The organism is Agrococcus baldri (assembly GCA_900114805.1).
Classification (GTDB): Bacteria; Actinomycetota; Actinomycetes; order Actinomycetales; family Microbacteriaceae; genus Agrococcus; species Agrococcus baldri.
Genome location: FOZN01000002.1, coordinates 322,888 through 342,552, shown reverse-complemented (window position 1 = coordinate 342,552; position 19,665 = coordinate 322,888). Strand labels below are relative to the sequence as shown.

Below are 19,665 nucleotides of genomic sequence, written 5' to 3'. Positions count from 1 at the left end.
GTGGTAGCTACGGACAGCAGGCTGGCGTACTCGGTGGCGACATCGCTGCCCGGCGATCCATGACCAGGACAGGCCCACCGACCCGCCGGCCGCGCGGGACGCGGTCGTCAGCCCTCGGTCAGCAGCGCGGAGACCTGCCCCAGCGACTCCGGCACCAGCCGGTAGTACGCCCAGGTGCCGCGCTTCGAGCGGGTGAGGAATCCGGCGTCGACGAGCACCTTCAGGTGGTGCGAGACGGTCGGCTGCGAGAGGCCGAGCGGCTCGGTCAGATCGCACACGCACGCCTCGTCGTCCTCGTGGGCAGCGATCATCGACAGCAGCCGCAGGCGCGCCGGCTCGGCGAGCGCCTTCAGCGTGCGGGCCAGGCTCGCGGCGTGCTCGGCGCTCATCACCTCGCCTGTGACGGGCGAGCAGCACGCCTGCAGATCGCGCAGCGGCAGCAGCTCGAGCGTCGACATGGCTCCAGCATGCCACGAACATTGACAGTCGTCGATGCTTGCGAGCAGACTGCATATCGATGACCATCGATGCAAAGCGAGAGGAGGTGAGACGATGAACGCCGACGCGACATGCTTAGAGCTGGGCTGCCCGCCCGAGCTCGACGAGCAGTGCTGCACGACGAGCTGCTGCTGACACCATCCGGGTCGCTCCCGGTGATGCCGGGAGCGACCGACCCGCCGCGAGGAGCGCCGATGCCCGACCAGAAGCCCACCGTCCTGTTCGTGTGCGTGCACAACGCCGGCCGCTCGCAGATGGCCGCCGGCTATCTGCAGGCGCTCGCCGGCGACCGCATCGACGTGCGCTCCGCAGGCTCCGCGCCGAAGGAGAGCGTCAACCCCGTCGCCGTCGAGGCGATGCGGGAGGAAGGCATCGACATCGCGGCGAACGCGCCGAAGCTGCTGACGACGGATGCGGTGCGTGCGTCGGACGCGGTCGTCACGATGGGCTGCGGTGACGCGTGCCCGATCTTCCCCGGCAAGCGCTACGAGGACTGGGAGCTCGACGACCCGGCCGGCGCGGGCATCGAGGCAGTGCGCGAGATCCGAGACGAGATCCGCGGGCGGGTCGAGGCCTTGATCGCCGAGCTGCTGCCGGAGCGCGCCGGCTGAGTCGGTCCCGCCGGGCCCCGACCGTGGCGCGCTAGCCTCGCGAGCATGGCAACCACCGCCGCGGGGGAGCCGGGCACCCGGCTGCCCGGACGCATCCGCGGCATCGTGCGCGATCTCGCGCCCGGCTACTTCGCGCTCGTGATGGGCAGCGGCATCATCTCGGTCGGGCTGCACCTGGTGGGCTTCGAGGTGCTCTCGATGGTGCTCGCGTGGATCTGCGGCATCGCTTACGCGCTGCTGGTGGTGCTGCACGTCTGGCGGCTGCTCGCCTTCCGGGCCGAGTTCTTCGACGAGTTCAACGACCCGCGCCGCGGCTTCGGCTTCTTCACGTTCGTCGCCGGCACCAACGTGCTGGGCGTGCGGCTGGCGCTGGAGGGCTGGATGGCCGCGACCGCCGCGCTGCTGGTGATGGCGCTGCTGGCCTGGCTGCTGCTGGGCTACGTGGTGCCGTGGACTGCGGTGCTCGGGCGCACCGAGCGGCCGGTGGTCGCGCTCGCCAACGGCACGTGGTTCATCTGGGTGGTCGCCAGTCAGTCGATCGCCGTCGCGTCGGCGTCGCTGCAGCCGGCGGCGGGGCCGCAGCTGGCCGACTGGCTCGCGGTGCTGGCGGTGGTGAGCTGGTCGGTGGGCATCTTCCTCTACGCGCTCGCCGGCGTGCTGGTGGCGCTGCGGATGATGCTCTACGAGCTGCGGCCGGTCGACCTGAACGCGCCCTACTGGGTGGCGATGGGGGCGTGCGCGATCACGGTGCTGGCCGGCGCGCGCATCCTGGAGATGGCGGACGCGCCCATGATCGCCGCCACGCGTGGCCTCATCTCGGGCGTCTCGGTCGCCTTCTGGGCGTTCGCGACCTGGCTGATCCCGCCACTGGTGGCGGCCGGCTGGTGGCGGCACTGGCACCACAAGGTTCCGCTCGAGTACGAAGCCACCCTGTGGAGCATCGTCTTCCCGCTCGGCATGTATGCGGTGGCCGGCATCTACCTCGGCCAGGCCGATCAGCTGCCGGTGGTCGGCATGATCGGCGCCGCGGAGCTGTGGGTGGCGCTCGCGGTCTGGGCGCTGGTGTTCGTCGCGATGGCCGTGCACGAGGGGCGCCGGCTCAGCGGCCGCACTCGCGCCGCCGCCTGAACGGTCGCACTCGCACCGGCGGATGGCCGCCCGCACTGGTGCCGGCGGCTGACCGGACGCACTCGTGCCGCAGCCTGACCGGTTGCGCCCGCGTTGACGCGGGCGCGCGCCCGCTGTATCGTTTTTCGATAGTAAAAGATCGATCAACGATAGGAGCGGCGCATGCAGCGCATCGCCACCATCGGCGCGAAGACCGTCATCGTCGTGGCACTCGTGCTGTCGCTCGCGGGCCAGGTGTTCTTCGTGCCGCTGCTCGCCGCCGAGGCCGTGCGCGAGCTGCCCGCGGCCGAGGGACTGCGCTGGCCGGGCATCATCGGCTGCTGGGCGATCATCCTCTGCGCGCAGCTGGCGCTGGTGTGCATGTGGCGGCTGCTGTCGATGGTCGCGCGGCAGCGCATCTTCGATCGCCGCGCCTTCCGCGTCGTCGACGTCATGACCGGCAGCGCGATCGGTGCGACCGCGCTGTTCGCGATCGCGTTCGCGATCCTCATGGCCGCGAACGCGATGCCGCCGGTGGTCGGCATCTTCCTCATCATGGGCTTCTTCGGCGCCGCCGGCATCGGGCTGCTGCTCGTGGTCATGCGAGGGCTGCTGGCGAAGGCGACCGCGCTCGAGACCGAGATGGCGGAGGTGGTCTGATGCCGATCGTGCTCAACCTCGACGTCGAGCTCGCCAAGCGCAAGCTGAGCGTCGCTGAGCTGGCCGAGCAGATCGGCATCACGCCCGCCAATCTGCACGTGCTCAAGAGCGGCCGCGCGAAGGCCGTGCGCTTCACCACCCTCGAGGCGATCTGCCGGGTGCTCGAGTGCCAGCCGGGCGATCTGCTGGCCTACGAGCCCGACGTCTGACGCGCGGCTTCTGCGAGCACCCAGAGATCCAACGTGTCAGCTGTCGACTCGCCGCACTGGGTGCGCCGAACGAGCACCTGACACGTTGAGATCAGGAGTGGGGCGCGATCACCCCGTGCTCGTACGCCCAGATGACGGCGTGGATGCGGTCGCGGATGCCGAGCTTCATCAGCACGTTCGACACGTGCGTCTTCACCGTCGCCTCGCCGACGAAGAGCTGCGCCGCGATCTCGCCGTTCGAGCGACCGCGCGCGAGGTGCAGCAGCGTCTCGCGCTCCCGCTCGGTGAGCTGCGCGAGGGCGGGGTCGGGCGCGGGGGCGATGGCGGCTGCGTCCGGCCCGGGCGCGACGCCGGTGCTGTGGCTGGCGGTGCTGTGGATGCCGGTGCGGTGGGTGCCGGTGCCGGAGGTATCGGCGCCGTGGGCACCGGGCGCGGCCGCGAAGCGCTCGATCACGCGCCGCGTCACCTCGGGGGAGAGCAGCGCGTCGCCGCGGGCGAGCGCGTGCACGGCGTCGATGAGGTGCTCGGGCTCGGCGGTCTTCAGGAGGAAGCCGGAGGCGCCGGCCGAGAGCGCCTCGAACAGGAAGTCCTCGCGATCGAAGGTCGTGAGCATCAGCACCGCCGCATGTGAGGGGCCGGCGACGATCTCCCGGGTCGCCGCGAGCCCGTCCATCACCGGCATCTGCACATCCATGCAGATGACATCGGGTGCGAGCTCGCCCGCGAGGCGCACGCCCTCGGCGCCGTCCCTCGCCTGCCCGACGACCTCGAAGCCCGGCTCGGTCGTGAGAATCGTCTCGAAGCCTGCGCGCACGAGCGCCTGATCGTCCACCAGCAGGATCCGCGTCACGCGTCCACGCTAGCGGCGGCCGGCCCGCACAACTGCCTCTGGTCGCGCGGCCCCCGCAGCGCGTACGCTGAGCGCGTCCGTTGCCCCGATCGAATGGTTGCAGGATGCGCTCGCGCTCTCGTCTCGTCGTCGCCACCCTGCTCACCGCGCTCGTCGCCTCGCTGCTGGCGGTGATCCCCTCGGCCGGCATCAGCGGCCAGGCAGCCGCCGCCGACGCCGCCCTCTTCGACCCGGGCTACCTCGTCTCCGACGAGCAGTTCTACGACGGCGACGCGATGAGCGCCGCGCAGGTGCAGGCGTTCATCGACGCCCAGCACCCCGGCTGCAGCGCGGGCTACACGTGCCTCGACACGTACCGGCAGAGCACGGCGGCGATCCCGGCCGATGGGTACTGCGGCGCGCTGCCCGCCACCGCGAACGAGCGGGCATCGAGCATCATCGCGCGCGTCGGCGCCGCGTGCGGCATCTCGCAGCGCGTCCTGCTGGTGACGCTCCAGAAGGAGCAGTCGCTCGTCACCCACACGGCTCCGAACGCGGTCCGGTACGCGCGCGCGACCGGCTTCGCCTGCCCCGACACCGCGCCATGCAACAGCGAGTTCGGCGGCTTCTACTACCAGCTGTACTTCGCCGCCCGGCAGTTCAACCGCTATGTGGCGCTGCCGCAGAACTACAACCACCAGGCGGGCGAGACCAACCAGGTGCTGTTCCACCCGAACACCGCGTGCGGCTCGAGCCCGGTGTTCATCCGCAACGCCGCCACCGCGGGCCTCTACAACTACACGCCCTACCAGCCCAACGCCGCGGCGCTCGCGAACCTGTACGGCGAGGGCGACTCCTGCTCCGCCTACGGCAACCGCAACTTCTGGCGCATGTGGACCGACTGGTTCGGCGACCCCACCGTCTCCGGCCCCGGCATCGCGCTGCCCACGCCCTCGCGCCTGGCCGGCGGCAACCGCTTCGAGACCTCGGTCGCGATCGCGCAGCGGGCCTACCCGAGCGGTGCGCCGGTGGTCTACCTCGCCAGCGGCCAGGACTTCCCCGACGGCCTCGCCGCCGGGCCCGCCGCCGCGCACCAGGGCGGGCCGGTGCTGCTGACGCCGCGCGCGACCGCGCCGGAGGCGGTGCTGGCCGAGATCAGCCGGCTCGCCCCCGCCCGGGTCGTCATCGTCGGCGACACCCCGTCCGTCTCGGCAGAGGTCGAGGCGGCCGTGCGAGCGCTCGACCCCGCGCGCGAGGTGCTGCGGCTCGGCGGCGTGAACCGCTACGAGACCAGCCGGCTCATCGCCGAGCATGCCTTCGGCGCCGGCGCCGCCTCGGTGTTCGTCGCCACGGGCGCCCGGTTCCCCGACGCGCTCGCCGCCGGCCCCGCCGCCGCCTTCCTCGACGGGCCGGTGCTGCTGCTCGACGGCAGCGCCGACGCGCTCGATGACGCCACCCGCGCCACCCTGGGGGCGCTGGGGGCCGGATGGGTCGGGGTCGTCGGCGACGTCGCCTCGGTGTCGGGGCCGCTCGGCACCGACATTCGCGACAGCGGTATCACGGTGCGCCGCTACGCCGGTGCCAACCGCTTCGCGACCGCCGCGGAGCTGCGGGGCGTGTTCGGCGCGGTGAGCACCGTCTACGTCGCCAGCGGGCAGGGCTTCGCCGATGCGCTCAGCGGCGCCGCCGCTGCCGGCGCCGAGGGTGCGCCGATGCTGCTCACGCGCCAGTCCTGCGTGCCGCAGGTGACGCTCGACACGATGCTCGCCGCCGACCCCGCCGAGGTGCTGCTGCTGGGCGGCCTGCCCACGATCAACGCGGTCGCCACGCGCTACGCCACCTGCTGACTCGCGTTCGGCCGTGACGGCTGAGCTGCGCGGCGACGGCGTGGTCGGGCGGCGGCGGCGTGGTCGGGCGGTGGCGGCGCGGTCGGGCCGTGACCGCTCAGTCGCTCGGCCGCGCTGCCGCCGAGGGCACCCGCGCCCGCACCAGCCAGCCGCCGCGCGAGCGCGGCCCGAGCTCGAGCTCGCCGCCGAGCGCGGAGACGCGTTCGCGCATGCCGAGCAGGCCGGCGCCCGCGCCGTGCTCGCCGGCACCGGAGCCGTGCCCGTCGTCGGCGACCTCCACCTCGAGCTCGTCCACCAGGTAGCGCACCCGCACGTCGACCTGCGCCATCGGTCCGGCGTGCTTGCGCGCGTTGGTGAGCGCCTCCTGCACGACGCGGTAGGCGGTCAGCCCGGCCATCGGGGTGACCGGGCGCGGCGTGCCGATCTCGGTCAGCGTCACGCGCTGGCCGGCCGCCTGGGCGGCGGCGACCAGCGGCGGCAGCGCGTCCAGATCCGGCGCCGAGGCGGTGGCGTCCTCGTCGGAGCGCAGCGTCACCACGAGCGACCGGAGCTCCCCGATCGCGTCGCGCGCCGACTGCTCGACGTGCCGCAGCGCATCCGCCGCCTTGTCCGCATCGGTGGTCAGCACGCGCCGGGCGGCACCGGCCTGCACGCCCATCGCCGAGACGTGGTGGGCGACCACGTCGTGCAGCTCGCGCGCGATGCGCACCCGCTCGAGCGAGACGGCCTGCTCGGCCAGCTGCGACTGCTGCGCCTCGATCTCTGCGTGGGCGGCGGCCAGGCGCTCCTGCTCGAGGGCGCTCGCCCAGGCGCGGTCGCCGAAGATCCAGGCGCCGCCGAAGTAGGCGATGTTGATGACGATCTGGATCATCAGCAGCGCGAAGAACGCCGAGACGCCGCGCTCGCCCGTCTCCGGGTCGAAGAAGCCGCGCACCGCCGACGACGCGAGCCACGCGGCCATCACCACGACGATGCTCACGCGCGTCCACAGCGCGCGCGTGCGGTTCGCGTCCCACGCGCCGATCGAGTAGAAGCCCATGAACAGCGCCACCTGCGAGACGTAGATCTCGATCACGCCCAGCTCGCCCGCGACGATGTAGATGACCACCTGCGCGATCGAGGCCGCCACCGGCTGCACCCGGCGCAGCATCAGCGGCGCGGCGAGCACCACGGCGGCGAGCATCGGCTGCCAGATGGGCACGTCGGCGAACTGCATCCCGGTCATCGCGGTGAGCGCCACCATCAGGCAGCCGACCAGCGCGAGCACGCCGGCGAGCAGCGCGTCGGCGCGCAGCGATCGCGCGTCGGGGGCAGGGCGCACGGGCATGCGCTCGAGCCTATGCGCGCGGCGGCGGCGCGCGCCTCCGTCACGAGGCGGGCGGATGCGTCGGGTCGCCTCCGCCGCGCGGGGGAGCGCAGCGCTGATGCGCGCCCGGGGGCCGCGGCGCGGCTCTGAGCCCCATCTCAGGGACGCGGAGCATGCTTCGAGCATGCGTGACGATGAGCGGGGCACGCCCGGCACCCGGGCGGTGTTCGCAGTCTGCCTGACCGTCATCGCGATCGGCCTCACGATCATGATCGTGCTGCCGCTGGTGGGGCGGTGATGGGCATGCGCAGACACGGGCTCTCGATCGCCTTCGGCGCCATCTTCCTGCTGGCGCTGCTCGGCCAGTCGTTCGCCGGGCTGGCGGTCTTCAACGACGAGCAGGTCGCGCACGGCGACGCGACGGTCGGCTACGTCGACTTCATCGCCTCGTCGTCGTTCCTGGTCGACGTGGCCGAGAACTGGCAGTCGGAGTATCTGCAGTTCTTCCTCTACATCTTCGCCACCATCTGGCTCGTGCAGCAGGGCTCGCCGGAGTCGAAGAAGCCCGGCGAAGAGGGCATCGGCACCGACGAGCAGCAACAGGTGCACGAGTTCGCCAAGGCCGATTCGCCGCAGTGGGCGAAGGTGCGCGGCTGGCGGCATGTGCTCTTCTCGAACTCGCTGCTGCTGACCATGGGCGTGATCTTCGTGCTCTCGTGGCTCGCGCAGTCGCTGGCCGGCGTCACCGTCTACAACGACGAGCAGCTGCAGCACGGCGAGCAGACGATCGGCTGGCTCGAGTACGTCGCCTCGGCCGAGTTCTGGAACCGCACGCTGCAGAACTGGCAGTCGGAGTTCCTCGCCGTCGGCAGCATGATCGCGCTGTCGATCTACCTGCGCCAGCGCGGCTCACCCGAGTCGAAGCCGGTCGGCACGCCGCACGGCACCGCCGCCGAGAGCGGCTGAGCCGCGCGCGGCGGGTGCGGCCCGGCGTCAGCCGGCGGCGCCGCCCTCCCGCGCCGGCAGGTCGATGAGCGTCAGCAGCTCCCACGCGGTGTGGGCCGCGGCGAGCCCGGTGATGCCGGCGTGGTCGTGCGCCGGCAGCACCTCGACCACGTCGCCGCCCACGATCGGCAGCCCGCGCAGCAGCCGCAGCACCGCGAACAGCTCGCGGGTGCTGATGCCCGCGACCTCGGGCGTGCCGGTGCCGGGCGCGTGCGCCGGGTCGAGCACGTCGATGTCGATCGAGATGTAGACGGGGCCAGAGCCGAGGCGAGCGCGGATCTGCTCGGCGATGCTCTCGGGAGTGCGGCGGCCGAACTCCTCGCTGGTGATGATCCGGAAGCCCGCCTGCGCGTCGTCCTCGAGCTCGCTCGGGTCGTAGACGCCGCCGCGGATGCCCACGTGCTGGCAGTGCTCCAGGTCGAGCAGCCCCTCCTCGGCGGCGCGGCGGAAGGGTGAGCCGTGCCAGATGCTGGCGCCGTGCAGCGTGTCCCACGTGTCGAGGTGCGCATCGAAGTGCAGCACCGCGAGCGGCCCGTGCTGCGCGGCCGCCGCCCGCAGCAGCGGCAGCGCGATCGTGTGGTCGCCGCCGATGGCGATGATGCGGGTGCCCTGCTCACCGAGCGACCTCGCCTGCGCATGGATCGACGCCACTGCGGCCTCGATGTCATACGGCCCGACGCGGAAGTCGCCCGCATCGACGACCTGGCGGTCGCGGAACGGGTGGGCGTCGTGCATGAAGTGATACGGATGCAGCTGCCTCGAGTGCTCGCGCACATGCGCCGGGCCGAAGCGCGCGCCCGGCCGGAAGCTGGTGCCCGAGTCGAAGGGGATGCCCACGACGGCGATGTCGGCGTGCTCCACCGCGTGCGCCTGGGGCAGCAGCGCGAACGTCGCGATGCCCCCGTAGCGGGGCATGCCGGGATCGTCGCGCTGTCCGATGATGTGCTCGTTGGCCATGGTGGCCATGCTCCCAGAGGGAGCGAGCATGTGCGCGTGGCACGACCGCGACCGGCTTCGAGAGTGCCGCGAATGGGATGTGGCGGCCGCCGACGAGTGAGCCCTGGCGCCCGCCGCGCCCGTGCCGCAGACTGGCGACACGAGCGAGGAGGCACCATGGCCGAGCCCACCGAGGTCACCGCGAGCGAGGTCGAGGCCTACCTCGCCGCCACCCTGCGCGTCGAGGATGGCGCCGCCGCCGGCACCCGCGCCCGCCAGCACTCCGAGGGACTGCCCGACATCGAGGTGTCGCCGCTGCAGGCTCGGCTGCTCGAGCTGCTCGCGCGCATCGCCGGCACGCGCCGCGCCCTCGAGATCGGCACGCTCGGCGGCTACTCCACCCTGCACCTGGCGCGCGGCGTCGGCGAGGGCGGGCAGGTCGTCACGCTCGAGCTCGAGCCCGACCATGCCGCGATTGCCCGCGAGAGCCTCGACGACGCGGGGCTGGGCGAGCGGGTCGAGATCCGCGTGGGCCGCGCCGTCGACAGCCTGCAGCGCCTCGTCGACGAGGCCGCGCATCCGTTCGACTTCGTCTTCATCGACGCCGACAAGGAGTCGAACCTCGCCTACCTCGACTTCGCGATGCGGCTGACCGGCCCGGGCGCGCTCATCGTGGTCGACAACGTCGTGCGCGCCGGCGACGTCGTGCACGCGCACGCTGAGTCGTCGATGACGCAGGGCTCCCGCGCGGTGCTCGAGGCGATGGGGGCGGATGCGCGGCTCGAGTCGACCGCGCTGCAGACGGTGGGCGCGAAGGGCTGGGACGGCCTGGCGATCGCCCGCCGCGTCACGTAGCGGCAGCCCGACGGCGGTCGGCGATGCAGTCGGTCGTCGGCCGGTCGCACGAGCCGTGTACCCCAAAGGTGTACCCCGATGGGCTAGCGTGAGATGCATAGCTCTCCACCCTGCCCCGCACGTCGTCTCCCTGGTCGCCGACTCCGCCGACATCCCCAGCACCGCCCTCGCCTGGCCCTGGCTCCAGCTCGTCTCCGCGGCGACGACGCCCAGCGCATCCGATGGCCTGTGGAGCCTCATGGTGCCGATCGGGGTCGTCGCGCTGTTCGTGGTCGCGGTGGTCGTCGGCGTCATCGTGCTGCGCGCGGTGATCACCCGCCGCAACCCGGAGATCAAGGAGCCGTAGGCCCCGCCGCCATTGCGCTGACGCAGCTGATGTGGCCGCCGGGAGCGAGGCTCTGGGTGATCGTGCAGCTGCAGTAGCCGGGCCGCGACCGCGCGTGCGCGAGGGCCGCCGCGGCCGGGTCCTGCCCGCCTGGGTCGGCGTCGCGCTGGGCGCCTGGGCACTCGGATGCGTCTGGATCGTCGGCCCGAGCGGCTTCCTGACGCTCTCGGTGCCGGTGACGCTGCTGCTGATCGCCAGTGCCCGTGCCCGTGCGGCAGCCGCGGTAGAGGCGCGCGGCCAGGCGACGGCTTGACGCGCACTGCTGTGCCTCTAATCGCGTCGGAGCGCGATCAGCGCCCGCGGGGGAAGGCGAGCATCGCCGCAGCACTCAGCAGCCAGATGCCGCCCGAGAGCGCCAGCATCAGCAGCGGGTCGAGCCCCGCCAGCGCGCCGGCGAGGGCGGTGCCGGCGGCGCTCGCGGTGGTGCGCAGCGCGGCGCCCATGGTGAACACCTGCGCGACGACCTCGGCGGGGCTCTCGTCGCGCCGCAGCAGCAGCATCGCGGCGGTCGGTGCCGCGCTGCACAGCCCGGAGAGCGCGATGAGCGCGACCGTCCAGCCGATGCCGAGATCGATCGCGGCGGCGAGCGTGGCGAGGCCGACGAGTGCGTAGCCGATGCCCAGCGTCGCGTGCGCCGAGAGCGTGCGGCGGCGCAGCGGCTCGATCACGGCGCCGATGAGCGCCCCGACCGCGTAGCCGGCGACGATGAGGGCGCTCAGCGACGCATCCCCGGTGGCGAGCAGCGCGATGCCGATGGCGGCGATCGGCATGATGCCGCGGCCGAGCTCGGCGAGCGTGCCAGAGATGGTGACGACGGCAAGTCGCCGGTGGACGACCATCGCGGTGATGCCTGCGCCCATCGATCGCAGGAGTCCCGGATGCTTCGCGTCGCGGGGGCGCATCGGCAGCAGCGGGTAGGCGGCGAGCGAGACGAGCGCGATCACCGCCATCGCCGCGAGCGCCCAGCGCGCCCCGAGCGTCGGCGCGAGGGCTGCGACGATCGCCGGTCCTGCAACCCCGCCCACGTTGTAGCTGAGCGCGTCCAGCGCGTACGCGCGTCGCGCATCCGAGCCCGGTGGGGCGACGAAGCTCGACAGCCCACCGAAGCCGAAGGGTGTGAGTAGGCCGCTGACGGCCAGTGCTGCGGCCACCGCCCACACCGGCACGGGTCCGAGGGCGGCGGCGATGCCGTAGGCGACGGCCATGCCGGCGGCGGCGGCGATCAGCAGGGCGCGCGGCCGGCGGGCGCGATCCAGCAGCGCGCCCGCGAGCGGTGCGGCGACGATGCTCGGCACGAGCGCGACGGCGACGAGCGCCGCGCCGAGGGCCAGGTCGCCGGTGATCTCGACGGTCAGGATCGGGATGGCGATCTGCGTGCCGCTGACCGCCGTGCGGATCGGCGCCGAGGCTGCGAGCTGGCGCGGGCCGGCGATCGCTGAGGCGGCGCCGTCACGGGGCGAGAGGTCGAGCACGCTCCATTCTCTCGCGCCTCGTCACCGTGCCCGGTCGCAAGGGGTGACAGCCGGGCACTCGCACGGCTACCGTGAGCCTGACGCCTACGACGTTCCTACGAGCGGAGCCGACGATGTCGACGAGCGCCCCTGCTGAGCAGACAGCTGCTGCTGCACCGAACCTGCGCGGCGGCATGACCCAGGTCATCATCGCGACGCTCGCCTCGACCGTGGGCTTCTGGGCGTGGATGGCGATCGCGCCGCTGCAGAACATCTACGCCGAGTCGATGGCACTCGATCAGGGGCAGATGTCGATCCTGCTCGCCATGCCCGTGCTCGTCGGCGCGCTCGGGCGCATCGTCGTCGGGGCGATGACCGACCGGTTCGGCGGGCGCATCATGTTCAGCGCGGTGCTGCTGCTGGGTGTGCCGGCGGTGCTGCTGGTCGCCCTCGCAGGCAGCATCGGCAGCTACCCGCTGCTGCTGGTGGCGGCGTTCCTCCTCGGCATCCCCGGCACGATCTTCGCCGCCGGCATCCCGTTCGCGAGCGCCTGGTTCGCGCCGCAGCGACGCGGCTTCGCGACCGGCGTGTTCGGCATGGGCATGATCGGCACCGCCGTGTCGGCGTTCCTCACGCCGCGGCTCGTGGCATGGGTCGGCTACTGGCCGACGCACCTCCTGATCGTCGCAGTCATGGTGCTCTTCGCGCTGCTGGTCTGGTTCGGCATGCGCGAGTCGCCGGCGTGGGCCTCGAGCCACCAGAAGCTCGTGCCCAAGGTCGTCGGTGCACTGGGGCTGCTCATCACGTGGAAGATGTCGTTCCTGTACGCGATCGTGTTCGGCGGCTTCGTCGCGTTCTCGACCTACCTGCCCAAGTACCTGATCACGATCTACCCCAACGAGGTCGACCCGATCGGCGCCGGCACGCGCACCGCGCTGTTCGCTGCGGCGGCCGTGGTCGCGCGCCCGATCGGCGGTGTGCTGGCAGACCGGTTCGGGCCGAAGGTGGTCGCGCTCATCTCGCTCGCCGGCATCCTTGTGACCGCCTACGTCGTGGGCCAGCAGCCGCCCGAGGGTGTGCTCACGGGAGTGGTGTTCATCCTGATGGCGGCGGCGATGGGGCTCGGCATGGGCGCCGTGTTCGCCTGGATCGGCCCGTCGACCCCGCCCGACAAGGTGGGCGCCGTCACCGGCGTCGTGGCCGCGGCCGGCGGCCTGGGCGGCTACTTCCCGCCGCTGGTCATGGGCGCCACGTATCACGCCGAGACGAATTCGTATGCGCTCGGCCTGTGGCTGCTCGTGCTCGTCGGCTCCGCGGCGCTCGTGGTCGCCGGCATGCTGCGCGACGCGCGGCCGCAGATCGCCGCAGCAATGGAGCCGAAGACGAGTTGAGGGTCCGCGTCCGAGTTGAGCACTACTCGGACGCAAACCCTCAACTGACGGGGGAGTCGCTCAGTTCTCGATCGGCACGATCAGCCCGCCCCAGGTGTCGAGCAGGTACTGCTGCAGCTCGTCAGAGGTGAGCAGCTCGTAGAGCGCGGCCACGCGCGGGTCGTCCTCGAGCTCGGGGGTGGTGACGAGCGCGTTGAAGTAGTCGCTGTCGCTGCCCTCGACCAGGATCGCCTGCTCACCGGTCAGACCGGCCGGCAGCGCGAACGAGGCGGTGACGAAGACGGCGTCGTTGTCGGGGATCGCCAGCGGCAGCGTGGCGTTCTCGACCTCGGTGAACGCGAAGTTCTGCGGGTTCGAGGTGATGCCGTCGAGGTTGGTGGTGCCCTCGGCGATCTCGATCAGGCCCTCGGCCGCGAGGATCTCGAGCGCGCGCGCCTCGTTCGTCGGGTCGTTGGGGATGGCGATCGAGGCGCCCTCGGGCAGCTCCTCGAGCGAGCCGATCGACTCCGAGTAGAAGGCGGCCGCCGGCAGGTAGATGTCGCCGACCGAGACCAGCTCGCCACCGGCCTGCGAGTTGTAGGTCTCCATGAACGTGGTGTTCTGGAACAGGTTCGCCTCGGTCGAGCCGTCGGTGAGCGCCGGGTTGGGCGTGTTGTAGTCGGTGAACTCGACCCACTCGATGTCGAGGCCCGCCTCTTCGGCGAGGTTCTCGTCGACCCACGTGAGCATGTCGCCGGCCGGCACCGGCAGGGCGCCGACACGGATGGTGCCGAGCGAGCCGTCCTCGGGCGCCTCGGCGGGCGCGCCCGCCGAGCAGGCGGCAAGGGCCGCGACGGTCAGGCCCGCGGCGATGGTGGTCGCGACGCGACGCTTGATGGTGAAAGTCATGGTGCTTCCTTCGGTGGTGATGGGTTCGGATGCGCTGCGGCGGCCTGGGCGCGCCGGCGCGGGTTCGGGTGCTCGGCAGCAGGGCCGCCGGGCTGGCTCAGTGCGGGCTCTGCGGCACGGTCGTGGACCGCGTGCTCGGGACGTCCGCATCGAGGTGCGCCTGCGCATCCGTCATCGCCTTCTTGCCGCCGCGCCTGGTGGGCACGGCGCCGAAGCGCTTGGCTGCGAGGGTGAGCAGCCACTGGATGGCCTGCACGAGCACGAACAGGATGATGACGACGAAGACGATGTGCAGCACGCTGTAGCGCTGCATGCCGTAGGTCAGCGCGACGTTGCCGAGGCCGCCGCCGCCGACCACGCCGACCATCGCCGAGAAGTTGATGATCGAGGTGATGGTGGTGGCGGTGCCGAGCAGGATCGCCGGCCACGCCTGCGGCAGCAACACGCGCTTGACGAGCAGCCAGCGGGAGGCTCCGAGCGAGTCGGCCGCCTCGAACAGGCCCGGGTCGACCTCGCGCACGGCGATCTCGACCACGCGCACGAAGAACGGGATCGCCACGAGCGTCAGCGGCACGATCGCGGGGCCCGTGCCGATGAACGAGCCCAGCAGCCAGCGGGTGACGGGGATGAGCGCGATCATCAGCACGATGAATGGCACCGAGCGGCCCAGGTTGACGACGAAGCCGAGCACCCGGTTGATGGCGGTGCCGAGCCAGCGCTGCCCGGCCGGCGCCTCGAGGAAGCGCCCCTGCTCGGTGCCGACCAGGACGATGCCCAGCGGCAGGCCGACGACGAAGGTGATGGCCATGGCGATGGCCGTCATGTAGATGGTCTCCCACGTGCCCTCGAGCATCACCTCGAGCAGCTTCGGCCAGAAGTCGGGCGAGTTGACGTCGATCATGCGTGCACCTCCCAGGCGGTGACGCCCTGTGCGGTGAGTCGGTCGATCACCTTGAACGAGACGGATGCGTCGCCGGGCACGGCGAGGCGGGTGCGGCCGGCCTGCTGGCCGTTCAGCGTCTCGAGTGCAGCGCCGAGGATGGAGACGTCGAGCCCGAACTCGCGCGTGAGCTGCGCGATGATCGGCCGGTCGGCGCTCAGGCCCCGGTAGGTGATGTCGACGATGCGGTGGCCCGGGATGTAGTGGGCTTCGCCGACGGGGAAGAGCTCGGCGGCGACGCGCGAGCCGGGCGTGCGGATGAGCTCGTCGAGCGAGCCCTGCTCGATGACGCGGCCGGTCTCCATGAGGGCGGCAGCGTCGCAGATGCGCTTGACGACCTCCATCTCGTGCGTGATGAGCAGCACGGTGAGGCCGAGCTCGCGGCTGAGCCGCTGGATGAGCTCGAGGATCGAGCGGGTGGTCTCGGGGTCGAGGGCGCTGGTGGCCTCATCGCTGAGCAGCACGTCGGGCTTCGAGGCGAGCGCGCGGGCGATGCCGACGCGCTGCCGCTGCCCGCCGGAGAGCTGGCCGGGGCGGTCGTCGGCGCGGTGGGCGAGCCCGACGAAGTCGAGCATCTCGAGCGCCTTCGAGCGGCGCTGCGCCTTGGGCGTGCCGACCGCCTCGAGCGCGAACTCGACGTTCTGCACCACGCTGCGGTTGCCGACAAGGTTGAAGTGCTGGAACACCATGCCGATGCGGTGGCGCTCCTTGAGCAGCGCCTTGCCCTCGAGCGCGGTCACGTCGACGCCGTCGACGACGACCCGGCCCGAGTCGGGCCGCTCGAGCGCGTTGACGGTGCGCAGCAGCGTCGACTTGCCGGCGCCCGACTGCCCGACGACGCCGAAGATCGAGCCGCGCGGCACCTCGATCGACACGTCGTCGAGCGCGACGACGGCGTCGGGGCCGTCGCCGAAGCGGCGGCTGACGTGCTCGATCGAAATCATGGAACTCCAAGTAGGGGCGCGGCCGACGCCCTGGCTGTGGTCTGGTGCAGCCCGTCACCGACGACGGGCTATCAGACATTGTCTCGCGGATGCGTTGCAAGCGCGAGCATGTGACGTCGCGTGACGCTCTTGACGGTGGTCGAGCGGGCGCGCGCAGCGCGCAGTATCGAGACCGGGTCACTCGCTCGGCCTAGGGTGGAGGGCAACCGGGGGAGGCGTCCGTGAAGAAGCAGATCAACGTCGTCGGTGCAGTGATCGTCAAGGAGGGGGAGATCCTGTGCGCGCAACGGGGCGAGCGCGGCTCGCTCGCCGGCATGTGGGAATTCCCGGGCGGCAAGATCGAGCTGGGTGAGACTGCGCGAGCAGCACTAGAGCGGGAGATTGCGGAAGAACTTCGGATTCGCGTTGACGTCGGCGACGAAGTCGAGACGACGACACACGAGTACGAGTTTGGCGTCGTGACACTAAGCACGTTCTACTGCGCGCTGCAGAGGGGCGAGCCCGAACTCCTCGAGCATGCCGCCCTAGAATGGCGTGCACCGGGCGACCTCCACGAGTTGGACTGGGCGCCAGCTGACCGTCCGGCCGTTGAGCGGGTCCAAGCCTGCTTTGCACGCCAAGTTCGATAGCTGCTCAAGTCGGCGGAACCGGCGATTAGCTGACGGCTGCTGCAACCTGGAAGAGTGTAGTGGGCATCGCCTTATCGAGTTTCCACTTGATAGCCATGGGGAGTTCGCCTTCGTGCTCTACGTAAGTTGCACCACCGATGCAGACGTAGGGACTGGTGCCAATCGGTCCGTCCTTCTCCTCGCGAACGAACAGGACTACCGCCGAATCTTCAGCCACATGATTGATGTATCGCTGGCCCGTCGGGCTGTCCTCGCGCGTCCCCGCTTGCGATTCCCAGTGCATAAGTGTCGGACTGATCGCATAGTCGTTGTACATCGTCGTCGGTGAGTATTGGTGCTCTGCCTTCATTAGGGTCACCATGAACGCGTCGAGCCGCTCGGTCTTGGAGTAAACCACACCCTGGCGAATAGAGTTCGGGCGCCGACTGCCGAGCTGGGAGTAGCGAATTGCCGGCAGTATCTCTTCACGTGAATATCGAGCATGCACGGAAAGTACGAGGTGAAGGCGATTCTCGATCGCAGGACTGTTGCCCACGTGGCTGGCGGACTTTGCTGCCTCCAGCAAGTTGAGATTCTCGTCGACGAACAGTCGATCGGAACGCAGCTCTGCAAGACCCGCTTCGAATGACGTGAATTGCTTCTCGTTGCCTGGCCAGACGCTGAAGAACAGCATTTCGGCGAAGACCCGGTCACGTTCCGTCATGGCTCCGTACGATCCGGATTGACCGCGCAGAATCCGCGAGTAGGCGTCAGCCCGCTCTGGGTCATCAACGTGCGCCAGCGAACGGGAGCGCTTGAGCAGCTTCGCCGTTCGCTCTTCGATCGGGCTCTTGTCATTGAGCGCCAGCCGCCGCAGCCCAGTCCACGTGCCTTCCGAGCGGTAGACATCTTCAATCGACCAGCCACTGTCTCTGAGGAAGGGGTCAAGCTCTGGTGACTGAAGCTCACGAAGATCCGAGGCCATGACAGACTTCGACGCGCGAAGTCCACGCTTGACATTCGCGAGTACCGTTTCCTGCGACTCCCGGTCGAGGATTATTTGACTCCCAGGTGGCGCGGTAGGAAAGCCTTCTTCAATCTCGCGAACTACGTGTCTGTGGCCAACACCGGTGAGTGCTCTAAAGCGATCCGCGTACGAGAAGCGGTCGGACTGCTTGGAAACGAAATCGAGCACGGTCAGGACGGACTTCCCCTGAGAGCGCCTTAGGCCCCGGCCGAGCTGTTGCAAGAAGACGGTCACGCTCTCGGTCGGGCGCAGGAAGAGGACCGTATCGATCTCCGGAATGTCGACGCCTTCGTTAAACACGTCGACGCAGAAGATGGCTTGGAGGCCACCCTGGCGAAGTTGCTGCACTGCCCGCTCGCGCACGTCCTTCGGCGTGCCTGCGACGATTGCCGCGACTTTGAAGCCTGCCGCGGTGAAAGCCTCCGCCATGAAAGTTGCGTGCTCAACTGAAACGCAGAATGCAAGTGCTCGCATTCGAGACGTATCACCAAGGTAGCGTCGGGTGGCGTCCACGACTTTGCCTGCTCGTGCTGCGTTATGTGAAAGCGCAGCACTCAGCTGCACAGAATCGTAGCCGCCGCGAGCCCACTTGAGGCCAGATAGATCCACATCGTCAGCGATGCCGAAGTAGTGGAAAGGAGAGAGCAGATCGGAGCTGAGCGCATCCCAAAGCCGGAGCTCACTAGCAATCCGGCCATCGAACACGTCGAGGATCGACTTGCCGTCGCCGCGTTCAGGAGTAGCAGTGAGACCCAGCAGTTCTTGGTGCTCGAAGTGATCGGCTGCAAGTCGCCATCCCCGTGCCGCGACATGGTGCGCTTCGTCGAGAATGACGATCTCAAACTGCTTGGGATCGATAGTGCTCAGGTGCTTGGAATGAAGAGATGCCACACTCGCAAAAACGTGCTCGTACTCCGTCGGCTTAAGCTCGCCAGTGAGGATCTCGCCAAAACTGCCATCCTTTAGGACAGCGCGGAATGTGGCTCTTGCCTGTCGGAGAATCTCCTGACGATGCGCGATGAAGAGCAATCGAGGGCGCCTACCTGCCTGCTGCTCTGAAAGCAGACGGTAGTCAAGCGCGGCGACAACCGTCTTTCCAGTTCCGGTCGCGGCGACGACAAGGTTCCGGTGATTGCCACGGGAGCGCTCACCTTCCAAATCCTCCAGGATCTCCTGCTGATGCGGCAGCGGATTGATGTCGAAGGCGGGGAGATCATCGATCGCACTATCGAAGCCAAAGCGCGACGCCTCGCCCCCAGCAGCCTGGGCAATAGCTAGCCGCAACCGGTCGCGATCCGTCGTTGTGTCGTAGTCCTCAAACGCAGAATCATTCCAATACGACTCAAACGTCGCGCGGAACTTGCGAACGAGGTCGTGGTTCGAAGAATCAGAGAGCCGAACGTTCCACTCCAACCCATCAACGATCGCGGCAGACGACAGATTGCTGCTGCCGATGTACGCCGTGGACAGAGCACCGTTGCGCTCAAACAACCACGCCTTCGCGTGCAACCGTGTCGAGGCTGTGTTGTAGTTCACCTTGACGGTGGCCCCAAGCCTCGTCAGGTGTTCAATCGCGGCGGCATCGGAAGCGCCCAAGTACGTAGAGGTGATGACTCTGACAGGCACACCGCGCTCTATCGCTCGACGGAGCTGGCGCTCGAGCAGGCGGATTCCGGAGTACTTGACAAACGCACAGAGCAGGTCGATCGACTCGGCCGTCGCAAACTCCGAGTTGAGTTGCGAAGCAAGGCTTGGCTCCTTCGGGGCGTTCGTGATGAGCGCACTGTCGTGGAATCCGATGAGCGGGCGACGGTCGACGTCGACGTCTTGAAAACCCATCACGGGTTTGACGACGCCGGCGAGGATCTCGTCCTGCCTCCTGACGGTGAGACCCGGTTCAAGCCGAGACACCAGCTCGTTAGTGGCATCCAAGCGATCGGCGTCGGTCGAAAGTGCTGCCAAGTGGCGTCGAACGACCCCCGAGATGTGGCGGGTCAAGCGGTCCGAGAGCGTCGCCGGTTCGAGGGCGGCGAATCGAGCTTCACCGATACCGGGCCGCATCGAATCGATTGCAGCCAATAGTTCTGCAGTTAAGAGCGAGTCGTGGACGCCGAAAGGGACCTTATTCAAGCCGTACTCCTCAGCAGGCGGGCAATTGATTCATCCTC

Annotated in this window: 20 protein-coding genes; 11 read left to right on the top strand and 9 right to left on the bottom strand. The window is 69.8% G+C overall.

The genetic code is table 11. The annotated features are described in order from the left end of the window. Positions 1–107 precede the first annotated feature (107 nt). Positions 108–458: an ArsR/SmtB family transcription factor gene (locus tag BM288_RS05785; protein ID WP_092916838.1), complete on the bottom strand. Its 351-nt coding sequence runs from the start codon at positions 456–458 to the stop codon at positions 108–110. Between the two features lie 234 nt (positions 459–692). On the opposite strand from BM288_RS05785, the gene BM288_RS05780 reads away from it, so the two are divergent. The 4 genes from BM288_RS05780 to BM288_RS05765 all read left to right on the top strand — a co-directional run bounded on the left by BM288_RS05780 (position 693) and on the right by BM288_RS05765 (position 3,085). Continuing rightward, positions 693–1,109, top strand: coding sequence for an arsenate reductase ArsC (locus tag BM288_RS05780; RefSeq protein WP_092917738.1), 417 nt, complete (start codon positions 693–695; stop codon positions 1,107–1,109). Positions 1,110–1,154: 45 nt separating this feature from the next. Next, entirely contained in the window at positions 1,155–2,237 is a 1,083-nt protein-coding gene (locus BM288_RS05775; protein ID WP_092916836.1) for a tellurite resistance/C4-dicarboxylate transporter family protein, read from the top strand. Positions 2,238–2,399: 162 nt separating this feature from the next. Continuing rightward, a complete protein-coding gene (locus tag BM288_RS05770) occupies positions 2,400–2,876 on the top strand; it encodes a DUF2975 domain-containing protein (RefSeq protein ID WP_092916834.1) in 477 nt (158 codons plus the stop codon). Next, a complete protein-coding gene (locus tag BM288_RS05765) occupies positions 2,876–3,085 on the top strand; it encodes a helix-turn-helix domain-containing protein (protein WP_092916832.1) in 210 nt (69 codons plus the stop codon). The genes BM288_RS05770 and BM288_RS05765 overlap by 1 nt, the downstream gene beginning before the upstream one ends. Positions 3,086–3,176: 91 nt before the next feature. On the opposite strand, the gene BM288_RS05760 is transcribed toward BM288_RS05765, so the two are convergent. Then, the gene (locus BM288_RS05760; RefSeq protein WP_092916830.1) at positions 3,177–3,935 is read right to left on the bottom strand and encodes a response regulator; all 759 of its coding nucleotides are present in this window, start codon (positions 3,933–3,935) and stop codon (positions 3,177–3,179) included. Between the two features lie 104 nt (positions 3,936–4,039). On the opposite strand from BM288_RS05760, the gene BM288_RS05755 reads away from it, so the two are divergent. After that, a complete protein-coding gene (locus BM288_RS05755; RefSeq protein WP_092916828.1) occupies positions 4,040–5,761 on the top strand; it encodes a cell wall-binding repeat-containing protein in 1,722 nt (573 codons plus the stop codon). A gap of 97 nt (positions 5,762–5,858) precedes the next feature. Here BM288_RS05755 and BM288_RS05750 read toward each other — a convergent pair whose 3' ends face one another. Continuing rightward, positions 5,859–7,088 (bottom strand): sensor histidine kinase, encoded by a 1,230-nt coding sequence (locus tag BM288_RS05750; RefSeq protein WP_143103040.1) that lies wholly within the window; start codon positions 7,086–7,088, stop codon positions 5,859–5,861. 282 nt (positions 7,089–7,370) lie between these two features. Between BM288_RS05750 and BM288_RS05745 the strand changes: the two genes are divergently transcribed. Continuing rightward, positions 7,371–8,033 carry a DUF6766 family protein gene (locus tag BM288_RS05745; RefSeq protein ID WP_404799685.1) on the top strand — a complete coding sequence of 221 codons (663 nt, stop codon included), beginning with the start codon at positions 7,371–7,373 and terminating at the stop codon, positions 8,031–8,033. A gap of 27 nt (positions 8,034–8,060) precedes the next feature. Here the strand turns inward: BM288_RS05745 and speB are convergent, their stop codons facing one another. Continuing rightward, the gene (speB, locus tag BM288_RS05740; RefSeq protein ID WP_092916823.1) at positions 8,061–9,029 is read right to left on the bottom strand and encodes an agmatinase; all 969 of its coding nucleotides are present in this window, start codon (positions 9,027–9,029) and stop codon (positions 8,061–8,063) included. Positions 9,030–9,185: 156 nt separating this feature from the next. On the opposite strand from speB, the gene BM288_RS05735 reads away from it, so the two are divergent. From BM288_RS05735 to BM288_RS05725, 3 genes are all read left to right on the top strand, one after another. After that, entirely contained in the window at positions 9,186–9,863 is a 678-nt protein-coding gene (locus tag BM288_RS05735; RefSeq protein WP_092916821.1) for an O-methyltransferase, read from the top strand. An 88-nt stretch (positions 9,864–9,951) separates the two neighbouring features. Further along, a complete protein-coding gene (locus BM288_RS05730) occupies positions 9,952–10,209 on the top strand; it encodes a hypothetical protein (protein WP_092916819.1) in 258 nt (85 codons plus the stop codon). A gap of 94 nt (positions 10,210–10,303) precedes the next feature. Beyond that, the gene (locus tag BM288_RS05725; RefSeq protein ID WP_092916817.1) at positions 10,304–10,501 is read left to right on the top strand and encodes a hypothetical protein; all 198 of its coding nucleotides are present in this window, start codon (positions 10,304–10,306) and stop codon (positions 10,499–10,501) included. Between the two features lie 37 nt (positions 10,502–10,538). On the opposite strand, the gene BM288_RS05720 is transcribed toward BM288_RS05725, so the two are convergent. Then, positions 10,539–11,720 (bottom strand): MFS transporter, encoded by a 1,182-nt coding sequence (locus BM288_RS05720; RefSeq protein WP_092916815.1) that lies wholly within the window; start codon positions 11,718–11,720, stop codon positions 10,539–10,541. Between the two features lie 113 nt (positions 11,721–11,833). Here BM288_RS05720 and BM288_RS05715 point away from each other — a divergent pair, with 113 nt between their 5' ends. Then, the gene (locus BM288_RS05715; protein WP_092916813.1) at positions 11,834–13,090 is read left to right on the top strand and encodes an MFS transporter; all 1,257 of its coding nucleotides are present in this window, start codon (positions 11,834–11,836) and stop codon (positions 13,088–13,090) included. A gap of 60 nt (positions 13,091–13,150) precedes the next feature. Here BM288_RS05715 and BM288_RS05710 read toward each other — a convergent pair whose 3' ends face one another. The 3 genes from BM288_RS05710 to BM288_RS05700 form a co-directional block, all read right to left on the bottom strand. Next, positions 13,151–13,978, bottom strand: coding sequence for a MetQ/NlpA family ABC transporter substrate-binding protein (locus BM288_RS05710; RefSeq protein WP_092916811.1), 828 nt, complete (start codon positions 13,976–13,978; stop codon positions 13,151–13,153). 97 nt (positions 13,979–14,075) lie between these two features. Beyond that, positions 14,076–14,879, bottom strand: a complete 804-nt coding sequence (locus BM288_RS05705) for a methionine ABC transporter permease (protein ID WP_092916809.1) — start codon at positions 14,877–14,879, stop codon at positions 14,076–14,078. Beyond that, positions 14,876–15,862, bottom strand: a complete 987-nt coding sequence (locus BM288_RS05700; protein WP_092916807.1) for a methionine ABC transporter ATP-binding protein — start codon at positions 15,860–15,862, stop codon at positions 14,876–14,878. Before BM288_RS05700 ends, BM288_RS05705 begins: the two co-directional genes overlap by 4 nt. A gap of 221 nt (positions 15,863–16,083) precedes the next feature. Between BM288_RS05700 and BM288_RS05695 the strand changes: the two genes are divergently transcribed. Continuing rightward, positions 16,084–16,491, top strand: a complete 408-nt coding sequence (locus BM288_RS05695; protein ID WP_092916805.1) for a (deoxy)nucleoside triphosphate pyrophosphohydrolase — start codon at positions 16,084–16,086, stop codon at positions 16,489–16,491. A gap of 25 nt (positions 16,492–16,516) precedes the next feature. Here BM288_RS05695 and BM288_RS05690 read toward each other — a convergent pair whose 3' ends face one another. Next, a complete protein-coding gene (locus tag BM288_RS05690) occupies positions 16,517–19,627 on the bottom strand; it encodes a DEAD/DEAH box helicase (RefSeq protein ID WP_143103039.1) in 3,111 nt (1,036 codons plus the stop codon). Positions 19,628–19,665 lie beyond the last annotated feature (38 nt).

Excerpts from the sequence above, each read along its gene's own strand:
- BM288_RS05785 (WP_092916838.1), bottom strand. The coding sequence starts at position 458 with ATGTCGACGCTCGAGCTGCTGCCGCTGCGCGATCTGCAGGCGTGCTGC.
- BM288_RS05780 (WP_092917738.1), top strand. The coding sequence starts at position 693 with ATGCCCGACCAGAAGCCCACCGTCCTGTTCGTGTGCGTGCACAACGCC.
- BM288_RS05775 (WP_092916836.1), top strand. The coding sequence starts at position 1,155 with ATGGCAACCACCGCCGCGGGGGAGCCGGGCACCCGGCTGCCCGGACGC.
- BM288_RS05770 (WP_092916834.1), top strand. The coding sequence starts at position 2,400 with ATGCAGCGCATCGCCACCATCGGCGCGAAGACCGTCATCGTCGTGGCA.
- BM288_RS05765 (WP_092916832.1), top strand. The coding sequence starts at position 2,876 with ATGCCGATCGTGCTCAACCTCGACGTCGAGCTCGCCAAGCGCAAGCTG.
- BM288_RS05755 (WP_092916828.1), top strand. The coding sequence starts at position 4,040 with ATGCGCTCGCGCTCTCGTCTCGTCGTCGCCACCCTGCTCACCGCGCTC.
- BM288_RS05750 (WP_143103040.1), bottom strand. The coding sequence starts at position 7,088 with ATGCCCGTGCGCCCTGCCCCCGACGCGCGATCGCTGCGCGCCGACGCG.
- BM288_RS05745 (WP_404799685.1), top strand. The coding sequence starts at position 7,371 with ATGCGCAGACACGGGCTCTCGATCGCCTTCGGCGCCATCTTCCTGCTG.
- speB (WP_092916823.1), bottom strand. The coding sequence starts at position 9,029 with ATGGCCAACGAGCACATCATCGGACAGCGCGACGATCCCGGCATGCCC.
- BM288_RS05735 (WP_092916821.1), top strand. The coding sequence starts at position 9,186 with ATGGCCGAGCCCACCGAGGTCACCGCGAGCGAGGTCGAGGCCTACCTC.
- BM288_RS05715 (WP_092916813.1), top strand. The coding sequence starts at position 11,834 with ATGTCGACGAGCGCCCCTGCTGAGCAGACAGCTGCTGCTGCACCGAAC.
- BM288_RS05710 (WP_092916811.1), bottom strand. The coding sequence starts at position 13,978 with ATGACTTTCACCATCAAGCGTCGCGTCGCGACCACCATCGCCGCGGGC.
- BM288_RS05705 (WP_092916809.1), bottom strand. The coding sequence starts at position 14,879 with ATGATCGACGTCAACTCGCCCGACTTCTGGCCGAAGCTGCTCGAGGTG.
- BM288_RS05700 (WP_092916807.1), bottom strand. The coding sequence starts at position 15,862 with ATGATTTCGATCGAGCACGTCAGCCGCCGCTTCGGCGACGGCCCCGAC.